The organism is Romboutsia sedimentorum, assembly GCF_030131845.1.
GTDB lineage: Bacteria > Bacillota > Clostridia > Peptostreptococcales > Peptostreptococcaceae > Romboutsia_D > Romboutsia_D sedimentorum.
In genome coordinates this window covers 444,548-469,371 of record NZ_JASKYM010000002.1, presented here as the reverse complement: position 1 = coordinate 469,371, position 24,824 = coordinate 444,548, and the positions used below count along the sequence as shown (strand labels likewise).

Genomic DNA, 24,824 nt, shown 5'->3' with positions numbered 1-24,824 from the left:
TATTTTCACTCGTTTTGTATACATAATTATATGATAAGTTTATCCAAAAAGTAAAAGTATATTTTTATAAATTATTACGATTTCAATAAAATCATTATTTATAGTTTAAAATAATATTTTGATTTTCAGAGTATATTTTAACTTTATTTATAGAAACTATATATAGATTAATATTACAATTTTATAACAACTAGAGGTGATTTTATGAACAATCGAAAGTCTAGAACTTATTTTATTCTTAGTTTTTTTGTATTAGTATTTTGTGTGTTAGTTGGGACTAACTTTCATATGATTAATAAGTCCAAGACTCAAATATTAAACCAAGATCCTAGTACTCAAGAATATAGTTGGTACTTTAATCCTAGAAATGATGGAAAACAACCAGACCCAATAAAGGAAGCTAATTTCTTTAAAAAATATAATTCTTATTATGTTGGAGCACCTGATGAAAAAGTTTTATATCTGTCTTTTGATGCAGGATATGAAAATGGTACTACTGAGAGCATACTTAATACTCTAAAAAAACACAATGTCAAAGCTCAGTTCTTTGTTGTTGAAAGCTATATCAAAAATAATCCTGACTTAATAAAAAGAATGGAAAAAGAAGGTCATTTAGTTTGTAATCATTCTAAAACACATCCTTCAATGGCACAAATTACAGATTTCAATAAATTTAAATCTGAATTTACTAGCGTTGAAAAAGCTTACAAAGATGTTACAGGTAAAGATATTCCCAAATACTTTAGACCGCCTATGGGTAAGTTTAGCGAACAATCTTTAAAATATACTCAAGATTTAGGTTATAGTTCAATATTTTGGAGCTTTGCTTATGTTGATTGGTATAATGATAAGCAACCTACACATGAATATGCTAAAGAAAAGATATATTCAAGAACTCACCCTGGTGCGATAGTTTTACTTCACCCAAACTCTAAAACTAATACTGAGATATTAGATGAAGTACTTACTCACTGGGAAAAAGAAGGATATAAACTAAAAACATTAGACTACTTAATAAAAAACAATACTAAAAATTAATTTTTTCATAAAAAAGATATAGAGACAATTAATTTGCTCTATATCTTTTTTATAGTTCTTTATGCATCAACTAATATACTTCTACCTCTAAAATTTGCTACCCAATAAGGTTTATAAATACTTTTAACTTCTTTTATGTTAATATTTTGTAAATTAATTTTATCTATTGTATTGCTTTTATATTTTTCTCCTAAGAAATTCATAATCTCACTTTTAACACCTTCTATAATATCACATTCACCTATTTTAGCTTTTTTTATACGGCTTTTAGTTACATACCTTCTTGTTGTGCTAGGTATTATATCAATAGATTCAGAATATCCATTAAAAGTATTCACTAGCATTGTTATGTAATGTTTTTTTGTTTCATGTCTAAATACCTTATTTGTTTTTTCTCTACTTATTACTTCATAATTTAATACTTTTAGTTCTATATATTCTAAATGTATATCACTCACTACTGTATTGAACTGAGAAACTTTACTCATTAATGGCATTTTTCTTGATACATGCTTTAAGGCTTCTTTTTTGCTTTTATTTATCTCAATAGCTTCTATTTTCATAGTACCCTCCTTGTAAATGTTTTGCCCTTTAGTAAATTATATTAAAGTATCCTATAATTTCATGTATGTACACATAAAAAAATACACAACATAATTATTATATTTTTATAAAAAGGACTGATTATTATGACATCAAAAAAAAAGATAATATTATTAATGTTACTGTTCTCATTTATTACAATAAGTAAAGTCTCATATGATAATTTTTTTAGTTTTAAATTATCAAATGAAAAAACTTTGCAAACTAGTAATTTAGAAAATAATGAATTGGTTATAAACTCTGTATCTCCAAATAAATGTGAACAATATATAGTTTCTAAACCAACTATAAAAATAAATTATTCTAATCAAAGCAATATAGATACTTCTTCAATTAAATTATTTGTAAACTACCAAGACGTAACTAAAAAATCAACTATCTCTGAAAACCAAATTAGCTATACTCCTGATAAAAAATTTAAAAGAGGTACTCAGATAGTAAAGCTAGAGGCACGAGATTCATCAAATAATAAAAAAATATCTTCTCTTGAATGGTATTTTGTAGTCGGTACACCTGTTTATAATCATTACAGAGGTTTATTGCATTCTCATACAGCAGCAAGTGATGGTCATGGTAGTTATAGTGATGCTTACTACTTAGCTAGAGACAAAGCCAATTTAGACTTTTTTGCCATAACAGAACATTCTAATATGCTAGATAATAATCTTGAATGTAATATAGAAAATGCATCATTTAGTAATGAGTGGAATGAACTAACAAAATATAAAAATATGTTTACTTCTAATGGAAAATTTATAGCTCTTAATGGATTTGAAATGACTTATCCTTATAACGTGAAAAATCCGATTGGTCATATAAATATATTTAATTCAGAAGGATTTGTTTGTTCAGAATTACCTGATATGGAATTAGATGATTTTTATAAATTGATTTATAATCAAGACGATTTAATTGGTCAATTTAACCACCCATGTGATAAGTTTGGGAAATTTAATAACTTAAAATATTCACCTTATGGAGATAGCTTTATCTCGTTGATAGAGGTCGGAAATGGATATAATAAAGATATTAAAAAAAACATTAGATCTCATGATATGTATCAATTGGCATTAGATAATGGATGGCATTTAGCCCCAACTTGTAATCAAGACAATCATAGAGTTGACTTTGGTATAGCTAATGAATTTAGAACAGTGGTATTATCTACTGATTTAACTAAGGATGGCTTATACGATGCTCTTAAACATATGAGAGTCTATGCTACAGAAGATAAAAATATTAAAATTGATTACACTATAAACGATCTTCCTATGGGGTCTACAATAAGTAAAACTTCTAAACTTAGATTTTGCGTAAGTGTAATTGATACTGATTTTGAAGATAAGATAGAGGAAATTCAAATTATAAGCAATAAAGGCGATATAATAAAAAGCAAAAGATTTAATTCTAATCTAGCTAAGTTAGAGTTTAGCTCTAAATCAATAAAAAATAAGTTTTATTATGTTAAAATAATTCAAAAAAATGATAAAATATCTGTTACTGCACCTATATGGATAAAATAATTTTATTAAATCAAAATGGTAGAAACTTATTCTAAGTTTCTACCATTTTATATTCCGCACATTTATATTTATAAGCCTTGACACATAATTCATATAAATAGACCTAAATAGATTAGTATCTATATTTAATATTATGATATTTTTCTACTTTTTGTTACTATTTAATTTATTTTTATTTAGCAAAGTTCATATATCTTTTAACTCTTAGCTTTATTTATATTAACAGGTATCTGTATTTCAGTAATAAACTCGTCTACAATTCCTGTTTCATGTATGTCGATTTTATATATTTCTATAGGGTCTGTTATAATTTCATAACCATTTTGATTTATATAATTCATCATTTTACTTAAATAAAATTTATTGTTTTTATATCCACCGCTATACGTTAACGTTACATAATAACCTTCTTTTACCACTATATTATATACCAGCTCATTTTCCTCTAAAAAGCAAAATACAGACTTAAACTCATTGAATATGTCTTTCTTTACTTTATCTAATGAAAATGTGGCTCCAATATTATTGTTTCCAAGTATATTAAACCTACTTTCATATTCTTTTTGAAGTTTTTGTATCAAAAAATCTACATCTTCATCCTTTTTTATATCAGCATTTAATTTTAATGCTTTCCTCTCATGTATATAAACTAGTTCTATTTCTTCTAACTTTGAGTTATTGACTGCATCATCTATAGAATCTAGCCTTTTGCTTATATTTTCTTTGTGTTTTTCAAGTTCTTTTATTTTTTTATCTATTAGATTTATTTCTTCTTTTAATATTTTGTTTGTATTTTCTATACTTCTACAATCTAAATATTCTTTTATTTTTTTCATTGGAAAATCTAAATTTCTAAATTCTTTTATTAAGTTTAACCTCCAAATATCTGATATCCGATACATTCTATAGCCATTAGTGTCTCTAAATGGTTTTAATATACCTAACTCTTCATAATACATTAATGAATCTCTTCCTATGCCATATATTTTAGAGATTTCTCCTATTTTATAATAATCTTTCATATTATAACCCTTTCCTATGCAACTTTTTTAAGTTATTTTATAAAAGCTATGAGTAAATTAAAATGCTCCTTTTATCAAGGTTATTTTAAATAGCTCATAGCTTTTATAATTATAATAATATTACTTCTTCTTCATTACACTCTTTACCTTCATCATCATCATTATCTTTATCTTTATCTTTATAAATCAAACTTATTATTTTACCACTTATAGTTACCGCAATTATAGAGAAAAATACTTGTTTAAAATCTAAATATACTAATGATAACAAAAGAACTATAGCATCCGTTATTAGGTAAATATGATTTACTTTTAATTTTGTAAATCTGTTACCTAAAAGAGCAATGACGTCATCTCCACCTGCTGCGCCTCCTCCTCTTACTACAAATCCTACACCTACACCTACAAAAACACCAGCCAATATACTTCCTATTAGCATGTTATTCATAAGACTAGGTATCAAAAATCCTATACTTTCCCAGGTTTTATATGTTATAGAAAATGTAGTTGTAGATACTAGTGAATATAATAAGAATTGCTTTCCAAAAAATTTAGAACCAAGTGCAAATAATGATACGTCTATTATTAAACTTGTTATAGCTGGAGATATATCAAATATATTTTTTATCAAAAGTATTAATCCTAAAACTCCACCTTCTGTTACACTATTTTGATAATTGAAATTGTAACTTCCAAAAGATAATATCGATGATCCTAAAACTATTAATAATACACTTTTTAAAATTTGTTGTTTTGACCGCAAAATATCACTCCTAATTTAATTTGTATAAATTAATACTTATTATATTATATACCTTAGTATAATACCAATGTACACAATTTATTTTTCCCAGTTATGTAAATTAATCATTGTTATATAACTTTTATTTTTTACACAAACTATTTAAAAAAATATTATTAAGTAGAAATCATATTATGAAAATCAATACTATCATTTAAACATATACTTAATTTAATATAAAAAAAGTTCCTATAACTAACAAAATAGCTCCTATATATTTATATAAATGCATACTTCCTTGTCCTAAAATTATACCATCAATTAAAAGACCTATTAGCATTTGAGAAACTACTATTAATGTTAACGTATTTGAAACACCTAATGTTGGCACTGACTTAACTGTAAAGTATATTACAAGCCCTCCTAATACACCTCCAATGAGTAGTTTTGGATTTATATCGCTTATATTCATTAAAGATTTCAAATCCCCAGTTACTAAAATACTTATTAAAAAAAATAAAACGCCTACCACTAAACTTATAAAAGTTGCAGTTAATGCCGTAGTATTTTTACCTAATTCGCCGTTTACAAACGCTTCTAGTGCCGTAGACCCTCCTGCTAATATTGCACATATTATCGCTCCTATATTTGACATTTTAGTCCCTCCTTTAATATCTCTATTTTAATTTTATGATACAACCTATTTATTAATAACCATATCTAAGTAAGTTGACTCTTAAAAAGCTTTTTTGTTATAATGACTTTAAATTGATTATGTAATTAAAATTTACGAGGTGATAAAATGTTTCAGATATTTAATATCAACTTTGATAATATCTATAAAAAAGAAAATTGTAATAAATTTATAATAATGGGTGTCCTTTTTCTTGCATTAGGAACTTTGTCTTTTTTTTATAAGGGTATTGGAATAAAAATAGTATCATGGATACTAGCTATAGCTTTATTATTTGCTGCATATTTAAATCTAAAAAATATTAATGAACTTAGACGATACGCACCTAAAAATGAAATTGCTCCTTTTATACGTATACAGCTTATACTTTTAGTGGGTGCTCTCTTATTAATTGTGTTTCCAAATAAAATACAAGGTATTATGTCCTCTCTATTTGGTATTTACCTTATATTTTCACAATTATCAAAAATACTTAAATCTAGAAATAATCCTTATTTCAAATTAGGATTTTGGAGAATATTCGAATTATTATTCGGTTTTGTATTGGTGTTTTCTCCATTCTTTTTATCTAGATTTATTGCATCAATATTATCATTACTTATAATATTCTTAGGAGTCTACTTACTATCTACAGGTAATAGACTTAGACGTTAAAATGAAGTAAAAAAGTGTTGCTAATTTTATTATTAGCAACACTTTTTTTATCTATATATACTTGTATCTATATGTTTCTCATATACCTTTTTCCCGTTTTTATCGTAACCATAAAGATATGTGTTTGCAACTTTTCCATTTGCATATCCTACGGGCTTATACTCTACTCCCTTAAGTGCATCTTTATTTGACCAAAACTCTATAGTTAAATTTCCCCCAAAAGCATAAGTATTTATAACTATAGGGTACTTATGAGTATTTTTAAATTTATAATCAATACTTCCAGTTGCCAATGTAGCATCTAGCCCTCTAGGAACATAACTAACTGCCTTTGAATGATTTCTTCTTTCTGTTGGAACTATACCAGCTTTTAATTGTGTGTTGTATAAAGTAGATGATACTTGACACAAACCACCACCTATTCCCTGTATAAGTTCTCCATTACTTATAACGGGCGCATATGTATACCCATTACTTTGAGTTACTGGTCCTACTGATTTTTCATATGAAAACTCATCTCCAGGCATTAAAAGTAAATCATCTATTTTACTTGCTGCTATTTCAATATTACGACCTCTGCCTCCACCAGATCCATATGTAGTAGAAAAAGTTGATATTCTATAATTTACATCTTCTACATCTTTAATATTTACTTTAGGATTGTCATCTATATATTTACCACTTATTTTTATGTTTTGTTTATCTATATTATTTTGTTTTATAGACTTCTCTATATTTGATAAAAAGTCTTTATCATCCAGTTTTATACCTTTTTTACCTTTTTCATATCTGATATTTTTTCCATTTATTAAAACTCTAGGCTCTTCACATTTTTTACTAGTTTCTTTGCTTATTTGACCTGATTTTTCTTTTATCGCTCTTTTATCAACTTCAATATCTAGTTTATAATCATTTTTTTGTTTTCTTATTATTACAGCTAATTTTTGAAGTTTATTTTTATCTTCATTTTCCTTAAATATTTGATTTAATAATTTATCTTCATTATAACTTAGGACTATATCTTCTACATTTAATTTATAAAGATTTCCACCAGCATCTATGTTAATTATTTTTTTATCTATTTTATTTTTATACTCATATATTTTATTTTGTAACTGTTCTTTATTTAAACCTACTATACTTTCTCCGTATATAGAATAGCCAGGATACACTATATCATCATATTTAGATACCACTAAATTAATTATTATGTATGATACAACTGCCAATATAGCTATAATACCAATTGTAATTTTTACTTTTTTATTTATAACCCTTTTGCACTCATCTTTTATTTCTTGATTTTCTTGATTGAGATCTTCTTCTTGATTTGAGTTTTCTTCTTTTTCTTCACATATAATTTCTTCATTCTCAGGTTTCGTTTCTTCGCCTTTTGCCCCCTCACTATTTTTTAAATTTTCGTCTTCTTCAATAATATTTTCTACATTTAATTCTTTTTCTTCATTTAATTCTTTTTCCTCATCGATATTAGAATTTTCATTTTCATTAAGATTGTCTTTATCCATTATTTTATTCCCCCATTGATTCCTTTAATTACTATATTGTATTAATCTAATAAAATATATATTCAGTAAAATAGGTAACAGTATTGTAAATAGTATTTTTAGAATATAGGGTAATTTAATACTAATTTGTATATTTGATTTAACATATATTTGCTCAAATAATAGCAATTTGTATATATATTTTTTTTATGGTAATATAAATTAATGTATACAATACTAATTAGAAAAAGGTGATACAATTGACAAAATTCAAATATGCTTTTGACAATAAAAGATACCACACATGGAATTACTATCTTAGAAATACATTTGGACAAAAAGTATTTAAAGTATCTATAAATGCTGGTTTTACTTGTCCTAATATAGATGGAAAAATAAGTTCTGGCGGATGTACTTACTGTAGTAAAGATGGCTCTGGTGATTTTGCTGGTAACCCTAAAGATAATCTTATTAAACAATTTGATGATATAACAAAGATGATGCATAAAAAATGGACATCTGCAAAATATATAGGTTACTTCCAAGCATTTACTAATACTTATGCTCCTTTAGAGGTGTTGAAAGAAAAATATGAAACTATATTAAAGCTTGATGATGTTATTGGGCTTTCAATATCAACTAGACCAGATTGTCTTCCTGATGATGTAGTAGATTATTTAGGAGAACTTAATCAAAAAACTAATTTATGGGTAGAACTAGGACTTCAAACCATTCATGATAATACGTCTAAAATGATAAATAGAGGTCATGATTATGAAGAGTTTGTTAAAGGTGTTGAAAAATTAAAAGCTAAAAATATAAAGGTAATAGTCCATATAATAAACGGTCTACCTGGAGAAGATTATGATATGATGATGGAAACTGCAAAGGTTGTCGCTAAAATGGGTGTTGATGGTATAAAAATCCACTTACTTCATGTTATAAAAGATACTCCTATGGAAAAAATGTTAGAAAAAAATATGATGACCTTAATGACTCAAGATGAATATATAAAACTAGTTTGTGATCAACTTGAAATTCTTCCTGAAACTATGATTGTTCATAGATTAACTGGTGATGGCAAAAGAGATGAACTAGTTGGTCCTCTATGGAGTTTAAAGAAATGGGAAGTTTTAAATTCTATCGATGCAGAACTAAATAAACGTAATTCTTATCAAGGCATTAAATTTCAAAAATAATATAAATTCTTATTTACTATAAAAAGACCCGTAATATTATATATTACAGGTCTTTTTTAATATTTTTAAATTTCGTTTTTATGTCTAAATTTAACTAATTCCATTATTACAGTAGATAATAAAGCTAATCCTATGCATATTCCTAATTGTTCAAATCCAAAATCTAGAGGTATTGAGAATATTCCTCTTGCCAATGGTAATAATGTCAATCCATAGATTAGAATACAACTTATAATCGCATATATTACATACATATTAGAAAAGAATCCTAATTTGATTAAATTATATTCATTTGACCTAGCAGGAAGAGTTTGTAATATCCTTGCTAATGTAATAGTAGAAAATGCCATCGCTGTTCCTACTTGTGGAGAAGTTTGCATTCCTATATATTGTGCAATTATTACTACTATAGCTATAGTCATTCCTCTAAATGCTACAGATTTTATTGTTCCTCCTGCTAATATACTTTCATTTGGATCTCTTGGTTTTTTAGACATTACATTTTTTTCTGGTTTTTCAAATCCTAAAGCTATTGCTGGTAGTGAATCTGTTATTAAGTTTATAAATAATAATTGTAATGTAGTAAATGGATTTGCCCAATTAGCAAAAACTGCAAACAATATTGTAACTATACCTGCAAAGTTTCCTGCAAATAAATATGTTATAGATTTCTTTATATTGTTATAAACAGTCCTACCTACTTCCACTGCACTTACTATAGTTGCAAAGTTATCATCAACTAATATCATAGCAGATGCATCTTTTGCAACATCAGTTCCACTTCCCATACCTATTCCTATATTAGCTTGCTTTAGTGCTGGAGCATCATTTACACCATCACCAGTCATAGCTGTTATTTTACCTTTATCTTGCCACGCTTTTACTATCCTTATCTTGTTTTCAGGAGATACTCTTGCATATACTGATATATGTTCTAATTTTTCATTTAATTCATCTTCACTTAAATCATCTAATTCCTGTCCAGTAAGTGCTATATCTTCTTCATCCATAATTCCTATTTCTTTTGCTATAGCTGCAGCTGTAGTTTTATGATCCCCTGTAATCATTACAGTTTTTATACCTGCACTTTTAGCGTCTTTAACTGCATCAAAAACTTCATCTCTAGGAGGGTCAATCATTGCCATAAGTCCTACTAATGTCATGTCTACTTCATCTTCTAAAGCTGGCACAAAATCCTCATCAGGTACATCTTTAAATGCAAAAGCTAAAACTCTAAGTGCTTTTTTTGAAAAGTTTTCATTCATTTCTTTATATGCATTTATAATCTCATCACTTATTTTGGTTTCTACTCCATCGACTAGCGCATATTTACATCTGCTAAGTACAACATCTGGTGCTCCTTTTGTAAACATATATGCATTTCCATATATATCATTTACAGTAGACATAAGCTTTCTATCACTATCAAATGGTATTTCACTTAGTCTGTCATATTTTTCTCTTAGTTTTTGATAATCTAAACTTTTATTATTAGCAAATTTTATTAAAGCAACTTCAGTTGGGTCACCTAATTCTTTTCCTTCTTGATTTATGTTTGAATCATTACATATTGCAGATGCAACTGTAAGCGTTTTTGAATGATATGAATAATTTATGTTACTAGGTTCCATGTCTTCTTTTTTTGTTTCATACATATAAAAATCAACTACTGTCATTTTGTTTTGTGTTAAAGTACCAGTTTTGTCTGTACAAATAACGCTAGTTGATCCTAAAGTTTCAACGGCTGGTAACTTTCTTATTATAGCTTGTTTTTTCGCCATATCATTTGTTCCAACAGAAAGTACGATAGTAACTATAGAAGAAAGTGCCTCTGGTATAGCTGCTACTGCTACTGCTATTGCAAACATAAACGAATCTATTATAACGCTACCTCTATCAATATTTCCACCACTTATAAATCCTCTTGCAACTTGGATTATAAATATAAGTATTGCTATTATAACTATTGCTATCCCAAGTTTTTTTCCAAATTGGTCTAATTTTTCTTGAAGTGGAGTTTGTTTATTTTCTGCACTTTCTAAAAGACCCGCAACTTTTCCCATTTCAGTGTTCATACCTGTTGATGTAACTATAAAACTACCTCTACCATACACAACTAGAGATCCACTAAAAACCATATTTTTTTGGTCACCAATACCAACATCTTCATCTATCTTTTCATTGTGCTTTAATACTGGTTCAGACTCTCCAGTTAACATTCCCTCTACGATTTTTAAACTTTGAGCTTCTATAATTCTTCCATCCGCTGGTATATAATCTCCAGCCTCTAAAAGTACTACATCTCCAGGTACTAGTTCCCTTGCTGATATGCTTACCTTTTCATTATTTCTAAGTACCTTAGCTTTTGGAGATGATAGCTTCTTTAAACTTTCCAAAGAACCTTCTGCTTTTTTGGTTTGAGTTACCCCAAGAATCGAATTAAGTATAATTACTATAAATATTATTATAGACTCAACCATTTCTCCTAAGAATACCTGTACTATTGCAGCTATTAAAAGAATTATAACTAAAGGGTCTTTAAAACTTTCTAAAAATAGCTTCCACATAGGTACTTTTTTACCTTCTTTTAATTCATTATATCCAAATTCATCTAATCGCTTTTGGATTTGATCACTCTCTAATCCATTAATATTAGAATTTAACCTTTTCACAGATTCTATATATCGTTGTTTATAATACATTTCTACCTCCTTATTATAATTATTTCATTATATAGATAGTATTTTCTTATATCGTTTAACTTATTAATAAAATACATTAATTTATATAATAAATTTTATGATTAGTTTGTAGTATGTATGAAATATAAATTTATAAAAAAAAGTATAAAGTAGCTTGATATTGCTAACTTTACACTTTTAATTTATTTTACTGTTTTATTATAAAAATTAACCATCATTTCTTCTTTTATATCATCTGCCTCTTTTTCATAACCTAACGCTTTTACAATCTCTAAACTAAATGCTATAGATGTTGCAGGGCCTCTACTAGTTATTATATTATCGTCCTTTACAACTATCTCATCTATATACTCAATACTTTCTCTATCCTTTATAAAACCTGGGTAAGATGTGCATTTTTTATTTTTAAGTACTCCAAATTCTTCTAGAGTTTCTGGTGCTGCACATATAGCTGCAATTATTTTTTTAGATTTATTTAATTCCTCTACAAAAGATTTTACTCTATTGTCTTTTAAATTTGTAGCACCTGGCAGTCCTCCTGGTAAAACTATCGCATCATACTCTTTTGCATCTATATCATCTATACAACAATCTGATTTTATCAATATGCCATGAGTTCCTTTAACATATTCCTTATTTATCGAACACATATCACAGATTATATTAGCTCTTCTTAATACATCTACAACTGATATAGCTTCTATCTCTTCAAATCCTTCTGCTATCATTAGTAACACTTTTTTCATATTCTTTCCTCCTTAAATAGTCCTTAAGTACTATTTTAACATTATTCATATCTTGTAAATAGAATAACTTAAATATAAAATCAAATAATTTTATGTATTACTTAAACATCTAGCTCTTAGACAACGTTTATATATTTTATAATTTTAACCTTAATTCATTAATTATAGTTTTAGTAGCTTTCACCCTTATGCATTGTCTGTCTCCACTAAATACAAATTTTTTAACAGTTGTCTTTCCATTTATATATATTCCTATATAAACAAGTCCTACTGGTTTTTCATCACTTCCACCTTCTGGACCCGCTATTCCTGTTGTTGATAATCCTATATTGGTATTAAAATTTTTAGCTATCCCCTCTGCCATCTCTTTAGCTGTTTCTTTACTTACTGCACCATATTTATCTAATGTTTCTTTTTTAACACCTAATCTACTTATTTTAGCTTCATTAGAATAAGTTACGCACCCTTCCATAAATACTGATGATATACCTGGGTAATTTATTAAAGATGAACTTACTAAACCACCTGTACAAGATTCCGCTACTGCTATTGTCATATTTTTATCTACAACTATCTTTGCAACTTCTTCTTCTAATGACGTATTTCCCTCCCCATAAATAAACTCGCCAACTCTATTTTTAATTTCATCTATAACTGGATTTATTAAATTATTTGCTTCTTTTTCATTTTTAGCTTTAGCAGTTATTCTAAGAATAGCTTCTGATTCTTTTGCATAAGGAGCTATTGTAGGATTACTCTGTGCATTTATAATATCTATTACTTTTTCTTCTAACAACGATTCTCCAATACCAAATGTTCTAAGTGTTTTTGATACTAACACACTATCTGTTAGCTTTTGTAAATATAATTTTACAGACTCCTCAAACATAGCCTTCATTTCTCTTGGTGGTCCAGGTAATATTATTATTATTTTATTATCTTTTCTTAATATAGCCCCTGGAGCTGTACCATTATTATTTTCAAGTATTATTGCTTCATCTGGAAAATATGCTTGTTTTTTATTATTTTCACTTAACTCTATGTTTAACTTTTTAAAGTAGTTTTTTATTTTATTTAAAGATGGTTGGTGTAACTTAAGTTCTTGATTAAAATATTTACATGCAACTTCCTTAGTTATATCATCATTAGTAGGTCCAAGCCCACCTGTTGTAATAACTATATCACTTCTTTTTAAACTTTCTTCAAAAGCTTGCATAAGTCTTTTTTCGTTATCCCCAACAGTATTTTGATAATAAACTTCAATCCCATGAATAGCTAATTCCTTAGCTAAATACTGAGAATTAGTATTTACTATATCACCTAAAAGTATTTCTGTTCCCACTGTTATTATTTCTGCTTTCATATCTAATCACTCCTCTTTATATAATTTTAAACTATTTTAATTAATTTAATGTAATAAATTTCTAAGTTTAATCTATTTTTGTTAGTTTTATTATTCTAAAATTCTAACTTTAGTCATACATTTAAGTTTAATGTTGATAATTGTATTAAGTTAACATTTATACTAAAAAAGATAAAAAAATCAAAATAATTTTTTTATCTTTTTTTAACTAAATTATATTTTTCTAATATCTCTAATGATTCTAATAGTTGATTTATATCTAATACCTCTAATGACACACTTGTATCTTTCATATTTTGATTTACATTTTGTAAAAGTTCTATTATATCAATATTTCCTTTATCTATTCCACTATGAGTGTCTTTTTCACCATAATTATTATGTATATGCATATGTTTTATATCACTACCTAAGACATCAATCCACTTATTTATACTAATATCTGAAAATGTATTTACGTGACCTACATCTAAGCATACAGAAAAATTAGGATTGTTTATTTGCTCTACTAACTCTTTTATTAAAAAACAATCTTTCTCCATTGTATTTTCGATATGTATTTCTATATCATCTAGTTTATTTTGTGTAAAATCTCTCCAAAATTCTGTAGAATTTTTAATCCATTCAGTATGAGTATATGTATTTGGTGTATAGCTATTGTGATAAACTATTTTTTTAGATTTTAAGTCTCTTGCTACATCATATCCTTGTTCTAATCTCTTTTTTGTAACTTTACGTATTTCCTTATCTCTAGCCCCTGGGATTAAGTCTGCATATGGTCCATGTATAGAAATATTTATTTTATCTAATACATCTTTAATCTCTTCTTTATAGCTTGATAAGTACATTTGCTTATTATCTAATATAAAAGGACTTGCAAATTGAACAACTTCTAACCCTACGTTGTATTCTTTTATAATTGGAAGGACTTTTTTAGTTTCATCTAGCTGCGAAATGTATATTTCCATACTCCTACCCCCGATACATACTCCTATTTAATATTTATTAAATATTATTAGTGTAGTTTATTGTTATGAGTTATAATATATATAGATTTTAAGTATGAATATACTACAACAATTTAAATTTTAGCCTTGAATAATACATTTTTCAATACTTATTGTTTAAATTTATATAATTCATATTAAAAAGGCTTATAATCAACACTTCGAGAAAAACAAACTAAATAATTTAGAAATATAGGTGATATTATGAATTTAATGACTTTAGAAAATATATGTAAAAGTTACTCAGAAAAAACATTGCTAGAAAATATTTCTCTAGGTATTAACGAAGGAGAAAAAATAGGTATTATAGGTGTCAACGGCACCGGTAAATCAACTTTACTTAAAATAATAGCTGAAGCTGAAGTTGCTGATAGTGGTACTGTAACTAAAGCAAATAGAGTTAGAATCGAGTATCTTCCTCAAAATCCAGATTATAACGAAGATTTTACTGTTTTAGAACAAGTATTTAAAGGTACTTCTAATGAAATGAAGTTATTATTACAATATCAAGAAACACTTGATAAAATCAATAAAGACTTTACTGATTCTTTAAATACTAAACTAATTTCTTTGCAAGAACAAATTGATGCTCTTAATCTTTGGGATTTAGAAAGTGAAGCTAAAATGGTCTTAACAAAACTTGGCTTATCTGATTTTAGTAAAAAAATAAAAGAACTATCTGGTGGTCAAAGAAAAAGAGTTTCACTAGCTTCAGCTCTTATTACACCTTGTGAATTATTAATACTAGATGAACCTACAAATCACTTAGATAATGATACAATTGACTACTTAGAGGAATATCTTAATAATAGACGTGGTTCATTGCTTATGATAACTCATGATAGATATTTCTTAGATAGAGTTTCTAATAGAATCATCGAATTAGACAAAGGTAGACTATTTAGCTATGATGGTAACTACTCTAACTTTTTAGAAAAAAAAATGGAAAGATTAGCACTTGAATCTAGTATGGAAGAAAAACGTCAAAACTTAATAAGAACTGAATTAGCTTGGGTAAGACGAGGTGCTAAAGCTCGTAGTACAAAACAAAAAGCTAGACTTCAAAGATTTGATTATTTAACAAATCAAGATGATTTTTCTAATGATGGAAAAGTGGATATATCAGTTGGGTCTACTAGACTAGGAAATAAGATAATTGAAATACACAATATATCTAAGGCCTTCGATGATAAAATTTTAATAAAAGACTTAGAATATACACTAGCTCGTACAGATAGAATTGGTATAATTGGTAAAAATGGTATGGGTAAATCTACCCTTATAAATATATTAAATGGACAACTTTCTCCTGATGCTGGACATATAGAAATAGGTGAAACTGTTAAAATTGCATGCTTTAATCAAGATGATTCTCATATGCATACCCAAATGAGAGCTATAGATTATGTAAAAGAAATTAGTGATTATATAGAAACTGCAGATGGGACTAAAATATCAGCTTCTCAGATGTGTGAAAGATTTTTATTTAATTCAACTATGCAATACACTTTAATCGGAAAATTATCTGGTGGAGAAAGACGTAGACTTCATTTATTAAGAACGCTTATGGCTGCACCAAATGTACTTTTATTAGATGAGCCTACAAATGACTTAGATATCGATACATTAAATATACTTGAAGATTATTTAGATGAATTTAGGGGTGTTGTAATAACTGTATCACATGATAGATACTTCTTAGATAGAATTTGTAATAAAATATTTGCATATGAAGGAATGGGAACTATTCATGTTTATACAGGTAATTATAGTGATTACTTAATTTATAAAGAAGTCCAAGGTATAGAATTTGAAGAAGCTAAAAAGGCAAAAGAAGATATATCTACTTCTAAAAAAGAAAAACCTAAAAGCGAGCGAAAACTTAAATTTACTTTTAATGAGCAAAGAGAATTCGAGAATATCGACAGTGATATTGAAAAACTTGAACAAAAAATAGAAGACCTTGAAAATAGTACTTCTAAATTTGCTACTGATTTTGTTAAGCTACAAGAAGTTATTGATAAAAAAGCTGAAGCTGAAAAAGAGCTTGAACATAAGTACGAAAGATGGGAATATTTAAATAATTTAGCAGAAGAAATATCTAACTCTAAAAACTAATAAAAAAATCACGATAGCGTGAATTTAATACATATCTTAAATTCACGTTATCGTGACTAATATGAAATTTTTTTATATTAACTCTAAATTAATACTTATTATATTTTATCAACTATGTCAAAACTATATATAATATGGTCTATTACATCCTCATATATAGGTTCAAGATATTTATCTACAATAACCCTAACATCATAAACGCCTCTCTTACCTTTAGCTATAAAAATATAATTACAAGTACCATCAATGCCTTCTCCACATATAAGTTTTCCATCACAGTGTCCATTGTTAAAGTCAACAGACTCTATACAACCCATATTATTTGCAACTCTTTGAAGTGACACACAACCTGTCATATTTTCTGGTATTTCTATTAAAAACACCTGCATTTTTATATTAAATATAACCTCTCCATTAAAATTATCGATTGCTATAGCATCAAAGCAAGCTTTATTTTTAGACCCTAACTCTATCCAATCTATAGGCATGTCTATACTAAATCCCAAATCACTATTTTTATTATTAAATTTTGTGTCTATTTTTTTATTTAATTTGCCTTGTTCCTCATATCTCATTTCTCTTAAAAGTGCTCCTGATTTTTTAAATCCATGTTTATATGATTCTAATAAGTATTTTTTAGATTTTTCTATATTTTGCTCTACCTCTAGTCCTTCTTTTAATATCTTTCCTACTTCATATTGAGCTTGCGAATTATTATTTTGTGCACATTTTTCTAAAAAAAACATAGCATCTTTATAATTTTCTTCTTCTAGTAAGTCCATCCCTTTTTCAAAATCACTTAATAAGTTCCCTTGACTCTCTAAGCTTTTTTTTATTATTTCTTTTTGATATTCTATTTCATTTTCTTTTTTTTTATCGTGGAACATTTCCCTAAAAATCTCATTGATGGCCATTAAAATTCCCCCTTATAGTGCTCTTTTATTTTCTCTGCATATTACATTTTATTTGTTTTATTATTTAATGTTCCCTTATTTATGTTTTATTAAATTCAAAAAAAATAGTACCTTAAAATAATCTAATGATTAAAAGGTACTATTTTACTATTTATATTTTTAAAATCTTAATATTCATATTCACTATAATTTTCACATAAAACTACTTTTATTTTTTTACTAAACATATTTTTATATTCTAATAAAAATTCATTTAATTCTGCATCCATTAAACTTATTTTTTTGTTGCTATAAATCATAACTTTTTCTTGATCTATTACTATTTCAATGTCGTTAATATCATTTTTAACAAAAGTAGTTATACAACTTTTAGGCTTTATTTTCTGCCCATATTTTTCATAAAAGCCTGCACTTTTTTTAATTGATTCTATATTTTCACTAGTAACGTTATTAATATCTATGTTACCAAATCCTGTACTTAATGGGTCTATTCCAAAGTTTTTAAGTTGATCTTCTACTTCTTTTGAATCCATTCCATATCTCTCCATGAATTTTTTTTGTATATTCATAAACTTTTCTTGAGATATATTATTTTCTTGCATATAATCAAATATTTTTTTTGAAAATTCAACCATAGTTAAGCTTCCATCCATAACAGAAAAATATAAGTTATATATATATTGTTCAAATTTATCTACGTCAGAATCTCTGACTTTATTTTTTAAATCATTAAAATCGATTATTCTATCATCAGACATATCCATTCCTCCTGGCTAAAGTTTTTCTTTTATTTGATTATAACATACTTATAATAACTTACCTTATAAATTTAATTATTTGATCATTTGTGTCCATTTGACAATATGCTCCTAAAGGCAGGGTCACCATAGGTATACAATGACCAGACTGTAAGTTATATAATGATGGCTTTTTAACTCTCTCAGATGTTTCTTTTAATAGTTCAATTATTTCATCTTCATTTGACCCTTTGCAATCATTAAAATCTCCATATATTATTCCCCTACAATGTTTAAGTTTATCTGCGTGATATAGATGCGTAAGCATTCTATCTAATTTATATATATCTTCCCCTGTTTCTTCAATAAATAAAATTTTATTCTTTGTATTTATTTCATAATTAGTTCCTAAAGTAGATACTATAAGAGATAAATTACCACCAACTAGCACCCCTTCTGCTGTCCCTGGATAAATTGAATACATTTTTTCTTTTATTGGATTTTTAACAAATAACTCATTTGTAAAGTTTAAAGAATCCATTAAAGATGTGTATGTAAAACTATCCCACTTGTCTACTGTAGATGCCATTATTCCATGATATGTTGATAAATTGCAAATTTGATTAAAAACAATATGAAGCGCTGTAATATCTGAAAAACCTATAAATATTTTTGGATTTTCAAATATTGCTCTATAATCTATATTGTCTAATAATCTACTAGCACCATACCCTCCCCTTAAACACATTATTGCATCTACTTCATTATCCTTAAACATTTTTTCTATATCATCTGCCCTAGTTTTATCATCGCCTGCTAAGTACTCTTTATACTGTAAGTAACAACTTTTTCCTATCTTAACTCTATATCCATATTCTTCTATCCCTTTCTTTATTTGCTCAACACTACCTTCTTTTAATGGCCCTGATGGCGCTATAATCCCTATGGTATCTCCTATGTTTAAAGTTTTAGCTACATTCATTTTTATCCCCCTTAACATATATTCCTTATTAATATACTACTCTATAATTCTTAACGTATCTTTATCACTGATATATATCTTTGAGACTCTATTTGAGACTCTTGCTAGAATTTCATTTTTATTTGTATTTGCTAATTTACAGATACAAGATAAATCAGGTCCATTATCTCCATAAAATATTACGTCCTCTTTATAATCATTTTCACTAAGACTTGATACATCTATAATGCATTGGTCCATACACATACTCCCTATAATAAAAGCTTTTCTTCCATTTATAATTACATATCCTTTATTGGATAACTCCCTTGGAATCCCATCAGCATATCCACATGGTACAATACCTATTTTCATATGTTTTTGAGCTACAAATGTTTTATCATAGCTTATACCTTCTCCTTTTTGAATTTCTTTAATTTGTATTATTTTTGATTTAAATGTCATTACATTTTTTAATACTAAGTTTTGATTCCTAGAATTATATCCATATATACAAGAACCTACTCTTACCATATCCATATGAAACTCTGTGTATTTACACATTGCTATGCTATCACAAATATGTTTTATGGGTATTTGCTTAAAGTCAGTTAAACTTCTCATCAATTCACTAAATTTAGTATATTGATTTTTATCAGTAGTTTCGTCTGTGAGAGATAAATGAGAAAAAATACCTTCTACTATAAACTCATCACATTCTAAAACAGTTTTAATTTCTTTTATTGTTGACTTATATTTTTTAGATTCTCCACATATCTTAAATCCTAACCTATTAAACCCTGTATCTATTTTAATATGCACTTTGCATCTCTTATTTATTTGCTTACATTTATTTATTATTTCATAAGCATATTTATTATCAAATAGAGTTATTGTTATATTACTATCAATAGCTTGCTCAATATAATCTTTAGATACATATCCCATTACTAAAATAGGAATTTTTATATTATTGTGTCTTAACTGCAACGCCTCTTGTAATGATGCAACGCATATATAATCTATTTGTTCATGTTTTATAAAATTTGAAATTTCTATCAATCCATGTCCATATGCGTTAGCTTTTAAAACCACACCTAATTTTACCTCATCACCTATAAAAGATTTAATTTGTCGAATATTATATATTAAATTATCTATATTAATCTCAACCCATGTAGGTCTTGAAATATTCATTCTTTTCACCTCATATTTGAATTTCAATAGTAATTGCTACATTTATACACAGTAACAACTATTCTCTACTTTAAAGTATAATAATGTTATTTCATTTTAATGTCTAATGGCACTAATTTATTAATTTTAATAACAAAATTAGGATACAAAATAGATAATGCCATATGCTTAGTTATATTATTACTATTTAAAATATATATAAATCATAATATCTATAGATTATTAAATTTATATATATTATAATTTATATTGTCAAAATTTATTGGAGGTTTTAATTATGGAAATAAAAAGATTCGAAGGAACTGGAAGAATGAGCAGAGCTGTTGTTCATAATAACACTGTTTATTTATGTGGACAAACTCATGCAGAAGGAGATATAAAAGAGCAAACTACTGCAGTTTTAGCTAAAATAGACGATTTATTAAATAAATATGGTTCTGATAAGAAACATTTATTATCTGTTACAATATATGTAAAAGACATGAATGATTTTGTAGATATGAATTCTATATGGGATGCATGGGTTGAAAATGGTTTTGAACCAGCTAGAGCTTGTGTCGAGGCAAATATGGCAAGAGAATGTTTACTTGTTGAAATGACAGTTGTAGCGGCTGTTAAATAATAGTTTTTTATATACAAAAAATTATAAATTATATTTATTAAGTTTTTATTACTACATTTATTTTCTTTTTTATAATTTTATGATAAAATGATTAATATATTTTGCTTTGCTTGAATATAAATTTTAATGGCAAACTTGTACATAATATAAATGTAGTAAATTTTTAGTTTGAACCATGACATCGTTATTATAACTAAATATTTATTAAATTAGGAGGATTAATATGGGCTTTAAAGACAAATTCGCAGAATCATTTGCTAGATCAAAAACAATGACCGGCCCTGAAAAAAAGGCTAACGAAATAATGGGAAAATTACTTATGAGAAAAGCTATCATTCCTATTGTTTTAATGGTTATTGTGCTAATAGGTGGGATTTTTGCTGGTATAAACTCTTGGGCTATACTTGGAGTTAACTTACTAATAGCTGCTGGTACTTATTTCTATATAAAGAAATCTGGAGATAAATACCAAAATTTCAAACCTTATGCTGGTAATTTAATTAGTTTAGAAAAAAAGGGTAAAAAAGAATACGTTGCTATAATAAAACAAGGAAAAATGCCTATAAAGTTACAAATTAACTATGGTGGCGAAGACCTTGAAAATATTAAGAGAAATCAATTAGTTCAAATAAGCTACAACCCAGACGCTAAAATAGCAATTTTAGTTAATAAACAATAAAAAAATGCTTCTACTTAAAAGGTAGAAGCATTTTTTTTATTTATTATATGCATATTCCTTATATATTCTTAGTGCTTTAGCTAATTGGTCAGGACAAGAAGTTCCCCTATCCTTACATGGTATGTCCTCAAGATTTTCTATTATTTCATCTATATCTTTTCCTTCGACTAAATGCTTTATTCCTAATGCATTTCCACTACATCCACCTTCAAATAATACCTCTTTTAATATATTTTCTTCTATATCCATGACTATGGATTTTGTACATACTCCTTTTGTATAATATCTATACATAAACTCGCCTCCATTTATAATAAGTTCTAATTGTAATAAAAAATAATTAACATCTATTAATATATATTAATTATTTTTACAAACTATCATATATTTTTATAATATATGGATAATAATTATAGTATTTAGACTATTTATATGATTTAATTTATTTATAGATTAATTTCAATACTTAGAAAGGATGTGTATTATGAATAATACTAAGTTTATAGATGACTTTTTTAAATTTTTAATATTACTATTTTGGCCAATAGTTTGGTACAATTCCGTAGTTATCCCAAAGTTTCAAACTGAGATTATTATGTTTATATCATTTACATTACTATCTGTAATTTACATTTTTTTAATTTTATATAACTTAAGAAAATTCCCTAAAATAGTCACTTTATATAGAGTAAGTACCTTAGTTACTTTTATATTATTCTTATGTAGTTATCTATTATTTTCTAAAAGTATGCTTTTATTATCTTTAAAATTTATATTCATACTTATTTATTTTTATATATCGTGCGTTAAAAATTTCAAATATAAAATGAATGAAGGCGTAGTAGGTATTTTATCAGCTTTATTGCTAATTACTATAACTTTTTCATATTAATACATATTTAATATAATGCTTGGAAATATTAGACATATGAGTACTTTTCTGATATGATTTAAATTGAAGAATAACCTTATCAATAAAATACAATATATATAAAGGAGTTAACTATTATGGAAAGAAAAGTTTTAGTTACAGTTGGTGAAAAAGAAATAACTAATTTAGATATTGAAAGTGCATTAAAAAGCTTAGATCCTTATCAAGCTATGCATTTTAACACTGAAGAAGGTAAAAAACAATTACTAGAAGATTTAGTAAATCAAGAATTATTCTATGTTGAAGCTAAAGAAACTCAATTACATAATGATGAGAGTTTTAAATCAGAAATGAAAAAAATTGAAGAAAACATGTTAAAGCAATTTGCTATAAACAAAGTTTTATCTAGCATTACATTAACTGAAGATGAGAAAAAAGCTTTCTTTGAAGCTAATAAAAGTAAATTTAACAAATCAGAGACTGCTTCTGCTAAACACATATTAGTAGATACTGAAGAGAAAGCTTCTGAATTATTTAATAAAATAAATGAAGGTGCTGTATCTTTCGAAGATGCTGCAGCTGAACACTCTACTTGCCCATCTAAAGATGCTGGTGGAAGCTTAGGTTCTTTCCCTAGAGGACAAATGGTTCCTGAATTTGAGGAAGCTGTATTTAATATGAAACAAGGTGAAATATCTGGACCTGTTCAAACTCAATTTGGATATCACTTAATAAAGTTAGAAGAAATACAATCTGGTGGAGAATCAGAATATGAAGAAGTTAAAAACGAAATAGAAAAAACTTTAATGTACCAAAAGCAAAGTGAAGTTTATTCTAATAAATTAAATGATCTTAAGTCTAAATACCAAAACACTGTAAAATTTAACGACTAATAAAAATTTTTCATTAAATATTTCTAAAAAATATAACTTATAGTATTATATAAAGCCTAGCAAATTTGCTAGGCTTTATATATTTTAAATTTTTATACTTTTAACTTGTTATAGCAATATTCTATTATATCTCTTCTCTTAATTATTCCTATAAAAATTTTTTGATCGTCAATTACTGGAACAAAGTTTTGATTCATAGACTTAGATATCAAATCTTCTATATTTGCATTAATAGAAACCGGAGTATTATCCATTCTTCTTTTTATCTGCATTATTGGAACATCTTCTACTGATTTTAAATCTAGGGAAAAGTCATTTTTTAATGTCCATAGTAAATCCCCTTCAGTCATAGTTCCAACATATTTTCCTTCATCGTCAATTATAGGAATAGCAGAATATCTATGATATTCCATCTTTTCCAAAGCTTGCCTCATAGTGTAGTCTTCATATATATATGCAACTTCACTTTTAGGTGTCAGAAAAAATAATATGTTCACTATACTACACCTCCAAATACTTGTATAAACATTACTTCATCTTTTTATAGAAGCAGTATATTCAAAATTTATTATCCATTATTCATTTTAACATATTTAGTTATTATTTTAAATTCAAATATAAACTTATATAATATTTTTTTATTTCAAACTATTTTTAAAAAACTTTATATTCACTTATTGAATTTGCATTTAAATATAAAGTTTTAATAAAGTAACTATGTAAGTTTTAAGTGATTTATTTATAAGTTTAAATAATCACATAAAAAAAGCCGCTTAAAAACGGCTGTATTTCACATATTACTAGAATTGCTAATATATATGAATTTAGATTATAATCTAACTACGTTAGCAGCTTGAGGACCTTTAGCACCTTCAACCACTTCAAATTCTACGCTTTGTCCTTCTTCTAAAGACTTGTATCCATCACCAGTTATAGCTGAAAAATGTACAAAAACATCTTCTCCGCCTTCTATAGATATAAATCCAAATCCTTTTTCATTGTTAAACCATTTAACTACTCCAGTTTTCATTAAT

Annotated in this window: 24 protein-coding genes; 8 read left to right on the top strand and 16 right to left on the bottom strand. The window is 26.5% G+C overall.

The window, feature by feature from the left end:
• The first annotated feature begins 204 nt into the window (after window positions 1–204).
• Window positions 205–1,038, top strand: a complete 834-nt coding sequence (gene pdaA / locus QOZ84_RS07435) for a delta-lactam-biosynthetic de-N-acetylase (protein WP_284132320.1) — start codon at window positions 205–207, stop codon at window positions 1,036–1,038.
• Between the two features lie 59 nt (window positions 1,039–1,097).
• Here the strand turns inward: pdaA and QOZ84_RS07430 are convergent, their stop codons facing one another.
• Window positions 1,098–1,601: a hypothetical protein gene (locus QOZ84_RS07430; protein WP_284132319.1), complete on the bottom strand. Its 504-nt coding sequence runs from the start codon at window positions 1,599–1,601 to the stop codon at window positions 1,098–1,100.
• A gap of 126 nt (window positions 1,602–1,727) precedes the next feature.
• Here QOZ84_RS07430 and QOZ84_RS07425 point away from each other — a divergent pair, with 126 nt between their 5' ends.
• On the top strand, window positions 1,728–3,164 hold the full coding sequence (locus tag QOZ84_RS07425; RefSeq protein ID WP_284132318.1) for a CehA/McbA family metallohydrolase: 1,437 nt from the start codon (window positions 1,728–1,730) through the stop codon (window positions 3,162–3,164).
• Between the two features lie 197 nt (window positions 3,165–3,361).
• Here QOZ84_RS07425 and QOZ84_RS07420 read toward each other — a convergent pair whose 3' ends face one another.
• The 3 genes from QOZ84_RS07420 to QOZ84_RS07410 form a co-directional block, all read right to left on the bottom strand.
• Window positions 3,362–4,186, bottom strand: a complete 825-nt coding sequence (locus tag QOZ84_RS07420) for a MerR family transcriptional regulator (RefSeq protein WP_284132317.1) — start codon at window positions 4,184–4,186, stop codon at window positions 3,362–3,364.
• 109 nt (window positions 4,187–4,295) lie between these two features.
• Window positions 4,296–4,949: a YitT family protein gene (locus tag QOZ84_RS07415; protein ID WP_284132316.1), complete on the bottom strand. Its 654-nt coding sequence runs from the start codon at window positions 4,947–4,949 to the stop codon at window positions 4,296–4,298.
• A 205-nt stretch (window positions 4,950–5,154) separates the two neighbouring features.
• A complete protein-coding gene (locus tag QOZ84_RS07410) occupies window positions 5,155–5,583 on the bottom strand; it encodes a DMT family transporter (RefSeq protein WP_284132315.1) in 429 nt (142 codons plus the stop codon).
• Between the two features lie 147 nt (window positions 5,584–5,730).
• Here QOZ84_RS07410 and QOZ84_RS07405 point away from each other — a divergent pair, with 147 nt between their 5' ends.
• The gene (locus QOZ84_RS07405) at window positions 5,731–6,276 is read left to right on the top strand and encodes a DUF308 domain-containing protein (RefSeq protein ID WP_284132314.1); all 546 of its coding nucleotides are present in this window, start codon (window positions 5,731–5,733) and stop codon (window positions 6,274–6,276) included.
• Between the two features lie 47 nt (window positions 6,277–6,323).
• Here QOZ84_RS07405 and QOZ84_RS07400 read toward each other — a convergent pair whose 3' ends face one another.
• Window positions 6,324–7,802, bottom strand: coding sequence for a VanW family protein (locus tag QOZ84_RS07400; protein ID WP_284132313.1), 1,479 nt, complete (start codon window positions 7,800–7,802; stop codon window positions 6,324–6,326).
• Between the two features lie 239 nt (window positions 7,803–8,041).
• On the opposite strand from QOZ84_RS07400, the gene mnmL reads away from it, so the two are divergent.
• Window positions 8,042–8,980, top strand: coding sequence for a tRNA modification radical SAM protein MnmL/YtqA (gene mnmL / locus QOZ84_RS07395; protein ID WP_284132312.1), 939 nt, complete (start codon window positions 8,042–8,044; stop codon window positions 8,978–8,980).
• Window positions 8,981–9,045: 65 nt separating this feature from the next.
• Here mnmL and QOZ84_RS07390 read toward each other — a convergent pair whose 3' ends face one another.
• The 4 genes from QOZ84_RS07390 to QOZ84_RS07375 all read right to left on the bottom strand — a co-directional run bounded on the left by QOZ84_RS07390 (window position 9,046) and on the right by QOZ84_RS07375 (window position 14,759).
• Window positions 9,046–11,682 (bottom strand): calcium-translocating P-type ATPase, PMCA-type, encoded by a 2,637-nt coding sequence (locus QOZ84_RS07390; RefSeq protein ID WP_284132311.1) that lies wholly within the window; start codon window positions 11,680–11,682, stop codon window positions 9,046–9,048.
• A gap of 182 nt (window positions 11,683–11,864) precedes the next feature.
• The gene (locus QOZ84_RS07385; RefSeq protein WP_284132310.1) at window positions 11,865–12,428 is read right to left on the bottom strand and encodes a DJ-1 family glyoxalase III; all 564 of its coding nucleotides are present in this window, start codon (window positions 12,426–12,428) and stop codon (window positions 11,865–11,867) included.
• A gap of 136 nt (window positions 12,429–12,564) precedes the next feature.
• Window positions 12,565–13,791 carry a competence/damage-inducible protein A gene (locus QOZ84_RS07380; RefSeq protein ID WP_284132309.1) on the bottom strand — a complete coding sequence of 409 codons (1,227 nt, stop codon included), beginning with the start codon at window positions 13,789–13,791 and terminating at the stop codon, window positions 12,565–12,567.
• A 194-nt stretch (window positions 13,792–13,985) separates the two neighbouring features.
• Window positions 13,986–14,759 (bottom strand): sugar phosphate isomerase/epimerase family protein, encoded by a 774-nt coding sequence (locus tag QOZ84_RS07375; RefSeq protein WP_284132308.1) that lies wholly within the window; start codon window positions 14,757–14,759, stop codon window positions 13,986–13,988.
• Between the two features lie 243 nt (window positions 14,760–15,002).
• Here QOZ84_RS07375 and QOZ84_RS07370 point away from each other — a divergent pair, with 243 nt between their 5' ends.
• Window positions 15,003–16,916: an ABC-F family ATP-binding cassette domain-containing protein gene (locus QOZ84_RS07370; protein WP_284132307.1), complete on the top strand. Its 1,914-nt coding sequence runs from the start codon at window positions 15,003–15,005 to the stop codon at window positions 16,914–16,916.
• A 98-nt stretch (window positions 16,917–17,014) separates the two neighbouring features.
• Here QOZ84_RS07370 and QOZ84_RS07365 read toward each other — a convergent pair whose 3' ends face one another.
• The 4 genes from QOZ84_RS07365 to alr all read right to left on the bottom strand — a co-directional run bounded on the left by QOZ84_RS07365 (window position 17,015) and on the right by alr (window position 20,725).
• On the bottom strand, window positions 17,015–17,830 hold the full coding sequence (locus QOZ84_RS07365; RefSeq protein WP_284132306.1) for an SEL1-like repeat protein: 816 nt from the start codon (window positions 17,828–17,830) through the stop codon (window positions 17,015–17,017).
• Between the two features lie 167 nt (window positions 17,831–17,997).
• A complete protein-coding gene (locus tag QOZ84_RS07360) occupies window positions 17,998–18,588 on the bottom strand; it encodes a DUF3867 domain-containing protein (RefSeq protein ID WP_284132305.1) in 591 nt (196 codons plus the stop codon).
• Window positions 18,589–18,646: 58 nt separating this feature from the next.
• Window positions 18,647–19,549: a S66 peptidase family protein gene (locus QOZ84_RS07355; RefSeq protein ID WP_284132304.1), complete on the bottom strand. Its 903-nt coding sequence runs from the start codon at window positions 19,547–19,549 to the stop codon at window positions 18,647–18,649.
• 36 nt (window positions 19,550–19,585) lie between these two features.
• The gene (gene alr, locus QOZ84_RS07350; protein WP_284132303.1) at window positions 19,586–20,725 is read right to left on the bottom strand and encodes an alanine racemase; all 1,140 of its coding nucleotides are present in this window, start codon (window positions 20,723–20,725) and stop codon (window positions 19,586–19,588) included.
• A 277-nt stretch (window positions 20,726–21,002) separates the two neighbouring features.
• Here alr and QOZ84_RS07345 point away from each other — a divergent pair, with 277 nt between their 5' ends.
• Both QOZ84_RS07345 and QOZ84_RS07340 read left to right on the top strand, forming a co-directional pair.
• A complete protein-coding gene (locus tag QOZ84_RS07345) occupies window positions 21,003–21,347 on the top strand; it encodes a RidA family protein (RefSeq protein ID WP_284132302.1) in 345 nt (114 codons plus the stop codon).
• 223 nt (window positions 21,348–21,570) lie between these two features.
• Window positions 21,571–22,026: a hypothetical protein gene (locus QOZ84_RS07340; RefSeq protein ID WP_284132301.1), complete on the top strand. Its 456-nt coding sequence runs from the start codon at window positions 21,571–21,573 to the stop codon at window positions 22,024–22,026.
• A 36-nt stretch (window positions 22,027–22,062) separates the two neighbouring features.
• Here QOZ84_RS07340 and QOZ84_RS07335 read toward each other — a convergent pair whose 3' ends face one another.
• Window positions 22,063–22,320, bottom strand: coding sequence for a TIGR03905 family TSCPD domain-containing protein (locus tag QOZ84_RS07335; RefSeq protein ID WP_284132300.1), 258 nt, complete (start codon window positions 22,318–22,320; stop codon window positions 22,063–22,065).
• A gap of 714 nt (window positions 22,321–23,034) precedes the next feature.
• On the opposite strand from QOZ84_RS07335, the gene QOZ84_RS07330 reads away from it, so the two are divergent.
• Window positions 23,035–23,790: a peptidylprolyl isomerase gene (locus QOZ84_RS07330; protein WP_284132299.1), complete on the top strand. Its 756-nt coding sequence runs from the start codon at window positions 23,035–23,037 to the stop codon at window positions 23,788–23,790.
• Between the two features lie 92 nt (window positions 23,791–23,882).
• Here QOZ84_RS07330 and QOZ84_RS07325 read toward each other — a convergent pair whose 3' ends face one another.
• Both QOZ84_RS07325 and QOZ84_RS07320 read right to left on the bottom strand, forming a co-directional pair.
• Window positions 23,883–24,287 (bottom strand): CBS domain-containing protein, encoded by a 405-nt coding sequence (locus QOZ84_RS07325; protein ID WP_284132298.1) that lies wholly within the window; start codon window positions 24,285–24,287, stop codon window positions 23,883–23,885.
• 332 nt (window positions 24,288–24,619) lie between these two features.
• A complete protein-coding gene (locus tag QOZ84_RS07320; RefSeq protein WP_026900594.1) occupies window positions 24,620–24,820 on the bottom strand; it encodes a cold-shock protein in 201 nt (66 codons plus the stop codon).
• Window positions 24,821–24,824 lie beyond the last annotated feature (4 nt).

Bases quoted from the DNA above. Each gene is read 5' to 3' on its own strand.
- pdaA (WP_284132320.1), top strand. From the start codon at position 205: ATGAACAATCGAAAGTCTAGAACTTATTTTATTCTTAGTTTTTTTGTA.
- QOZ84_RS07430 (WP_284132319.1), bottom strand. From the start codon at position 1,601: ATGAAAATAGAAGCTATTGAGATAAATAAAAGCAAAAAAGAAGCCTTA.
- QOZ84_RS07425 (WP_284132318.1), top strand. From the start codon at position 1,728: ATGACATCAAAAAAAAAGATAATATTATTAATGTTACTGTTCTCATTT.
- QOZ84_RS07420 (WP_284132317.1), bottom strand. From the start codon at position 4,186: ATGAAAGATTATTATAAAATAGGAGAAATCTCTAAAATATATGGCATA.
- QOZ84_RS07410 (WP_284132315.1), bottom strand. From the start codon at position 5,583: ATGTCAAATATAGGAGCGATAATATGTGCAATATTAGCAGGAGGGTCT.
- QOZ84_RS07405 (WP_284132314.1), top strand. From the start codon at position 5,731: ATGTTTCAGATATTTAATATCAACTTTGATAATATCTATAAAAAAGAA.
- QOZ84_RS07400 (WP_284132313.1), bottom strand. From the start codon at position 7,802: ATGGATAAAGACAATCTTAATGAAAATGAAAATTCTAATATCGATGAG.
- QOZ84_RS07390 (WP_284132311.1), bottom strand. From the start codon at position 11,682: ATGTATTATAAACAACGATATATAGAATCTGTGAAAAGGTTAAATTCT.
- QOZ84_RS07385 (WP_284132310.1), bottom strand. From the start codon at position 12,428: ATGAAAAAAGTGTTACTAATGATAGCAGAAGGATTTGAAGAGATAGAA.
- QOZ84_RS07380 (WP_284132309.1), bottom strand. From the start codon at position 13,791: ATGAAAGCAGAAATAATAACAGTGGGAACAGAAATACTTTTAGGTGAT.
- QOZ84_RS07375 (WP_284132308.1), bottom strand. From the start codon at position 14,759: ATGGAAATATACATTTCGCAGCTAGATGAAACTAAAAAAGTCCTTCCA.
- QOZ84_RS07370 (WP_284132307.1), top strand. From the start codon at position 15,003: ATGAATTTAATGACTTTAGAAAATATATGTAAAAGTTACTCAGAAAAA.
- QOZ84_RS07365 (WP_284132306.1), bottom strand. From the start codon at position 17,830: ATGGCCATCAATGAGATTTTTAGGGAAATGTTCCACGATAAAAAAAAA.
- QOZ84_RS07360 (WP_284132305.1), bottom strand. From the start codon at position 18,588: ATGTCTGATGATAGAATAATCGATTTTAATGATTTAAAAAATAAAGTC.
- QOZ84_RS07355 (WP_284132304.1), bottom strand. From the start codon at position 19,549: ATGAATGTAGCTAAAACTTTAAACATAGGAGATACCATAGGGATTATA.
- alr (WP_284132303.1), bottom strand. From the start codon at position 20,725: ATGAATATTTCAAGACCTACATGGGTTGAGATTAATATAGATAATTTA.
- QOZ84_RS07345 (WP_284132302.1), top strand. From the start codon at position 21,003: ATGGAAATAAAAAGATTCGAAGGAACTGGAAGAATGAGCAGAGCTGTT.
- QOZ84_RS07340 (WP_284132301.1), top strand. From the start codon at position 21,571: ATGGGCTTTAAAGACAAATTCGCAGAATCATTTGCTAGATCAAAAACA.
- QOZ84_RS07335 (WP_284132300.1), bottom strand. From the start codon at position 22,320: ATGTATAGATATTATACAAAAGGAGTATGTACAAAATCCATAGTCATG.
- QOZ84_RS07330 (WP_284132299.1), top strand. From the start codon at position 23,035: ATGGAAAGAAAAGTTTTAGTTACAGTTGGTGAAAAAGAAATAACTAAT.
- QOZ84_RS07320 (WP_026900594.1), bottom strand. From the start codon at position 24,820: ATGAAAACTGGAGTAGTTAAATGGTTTAACAATGAAAAAGGATTTGGA.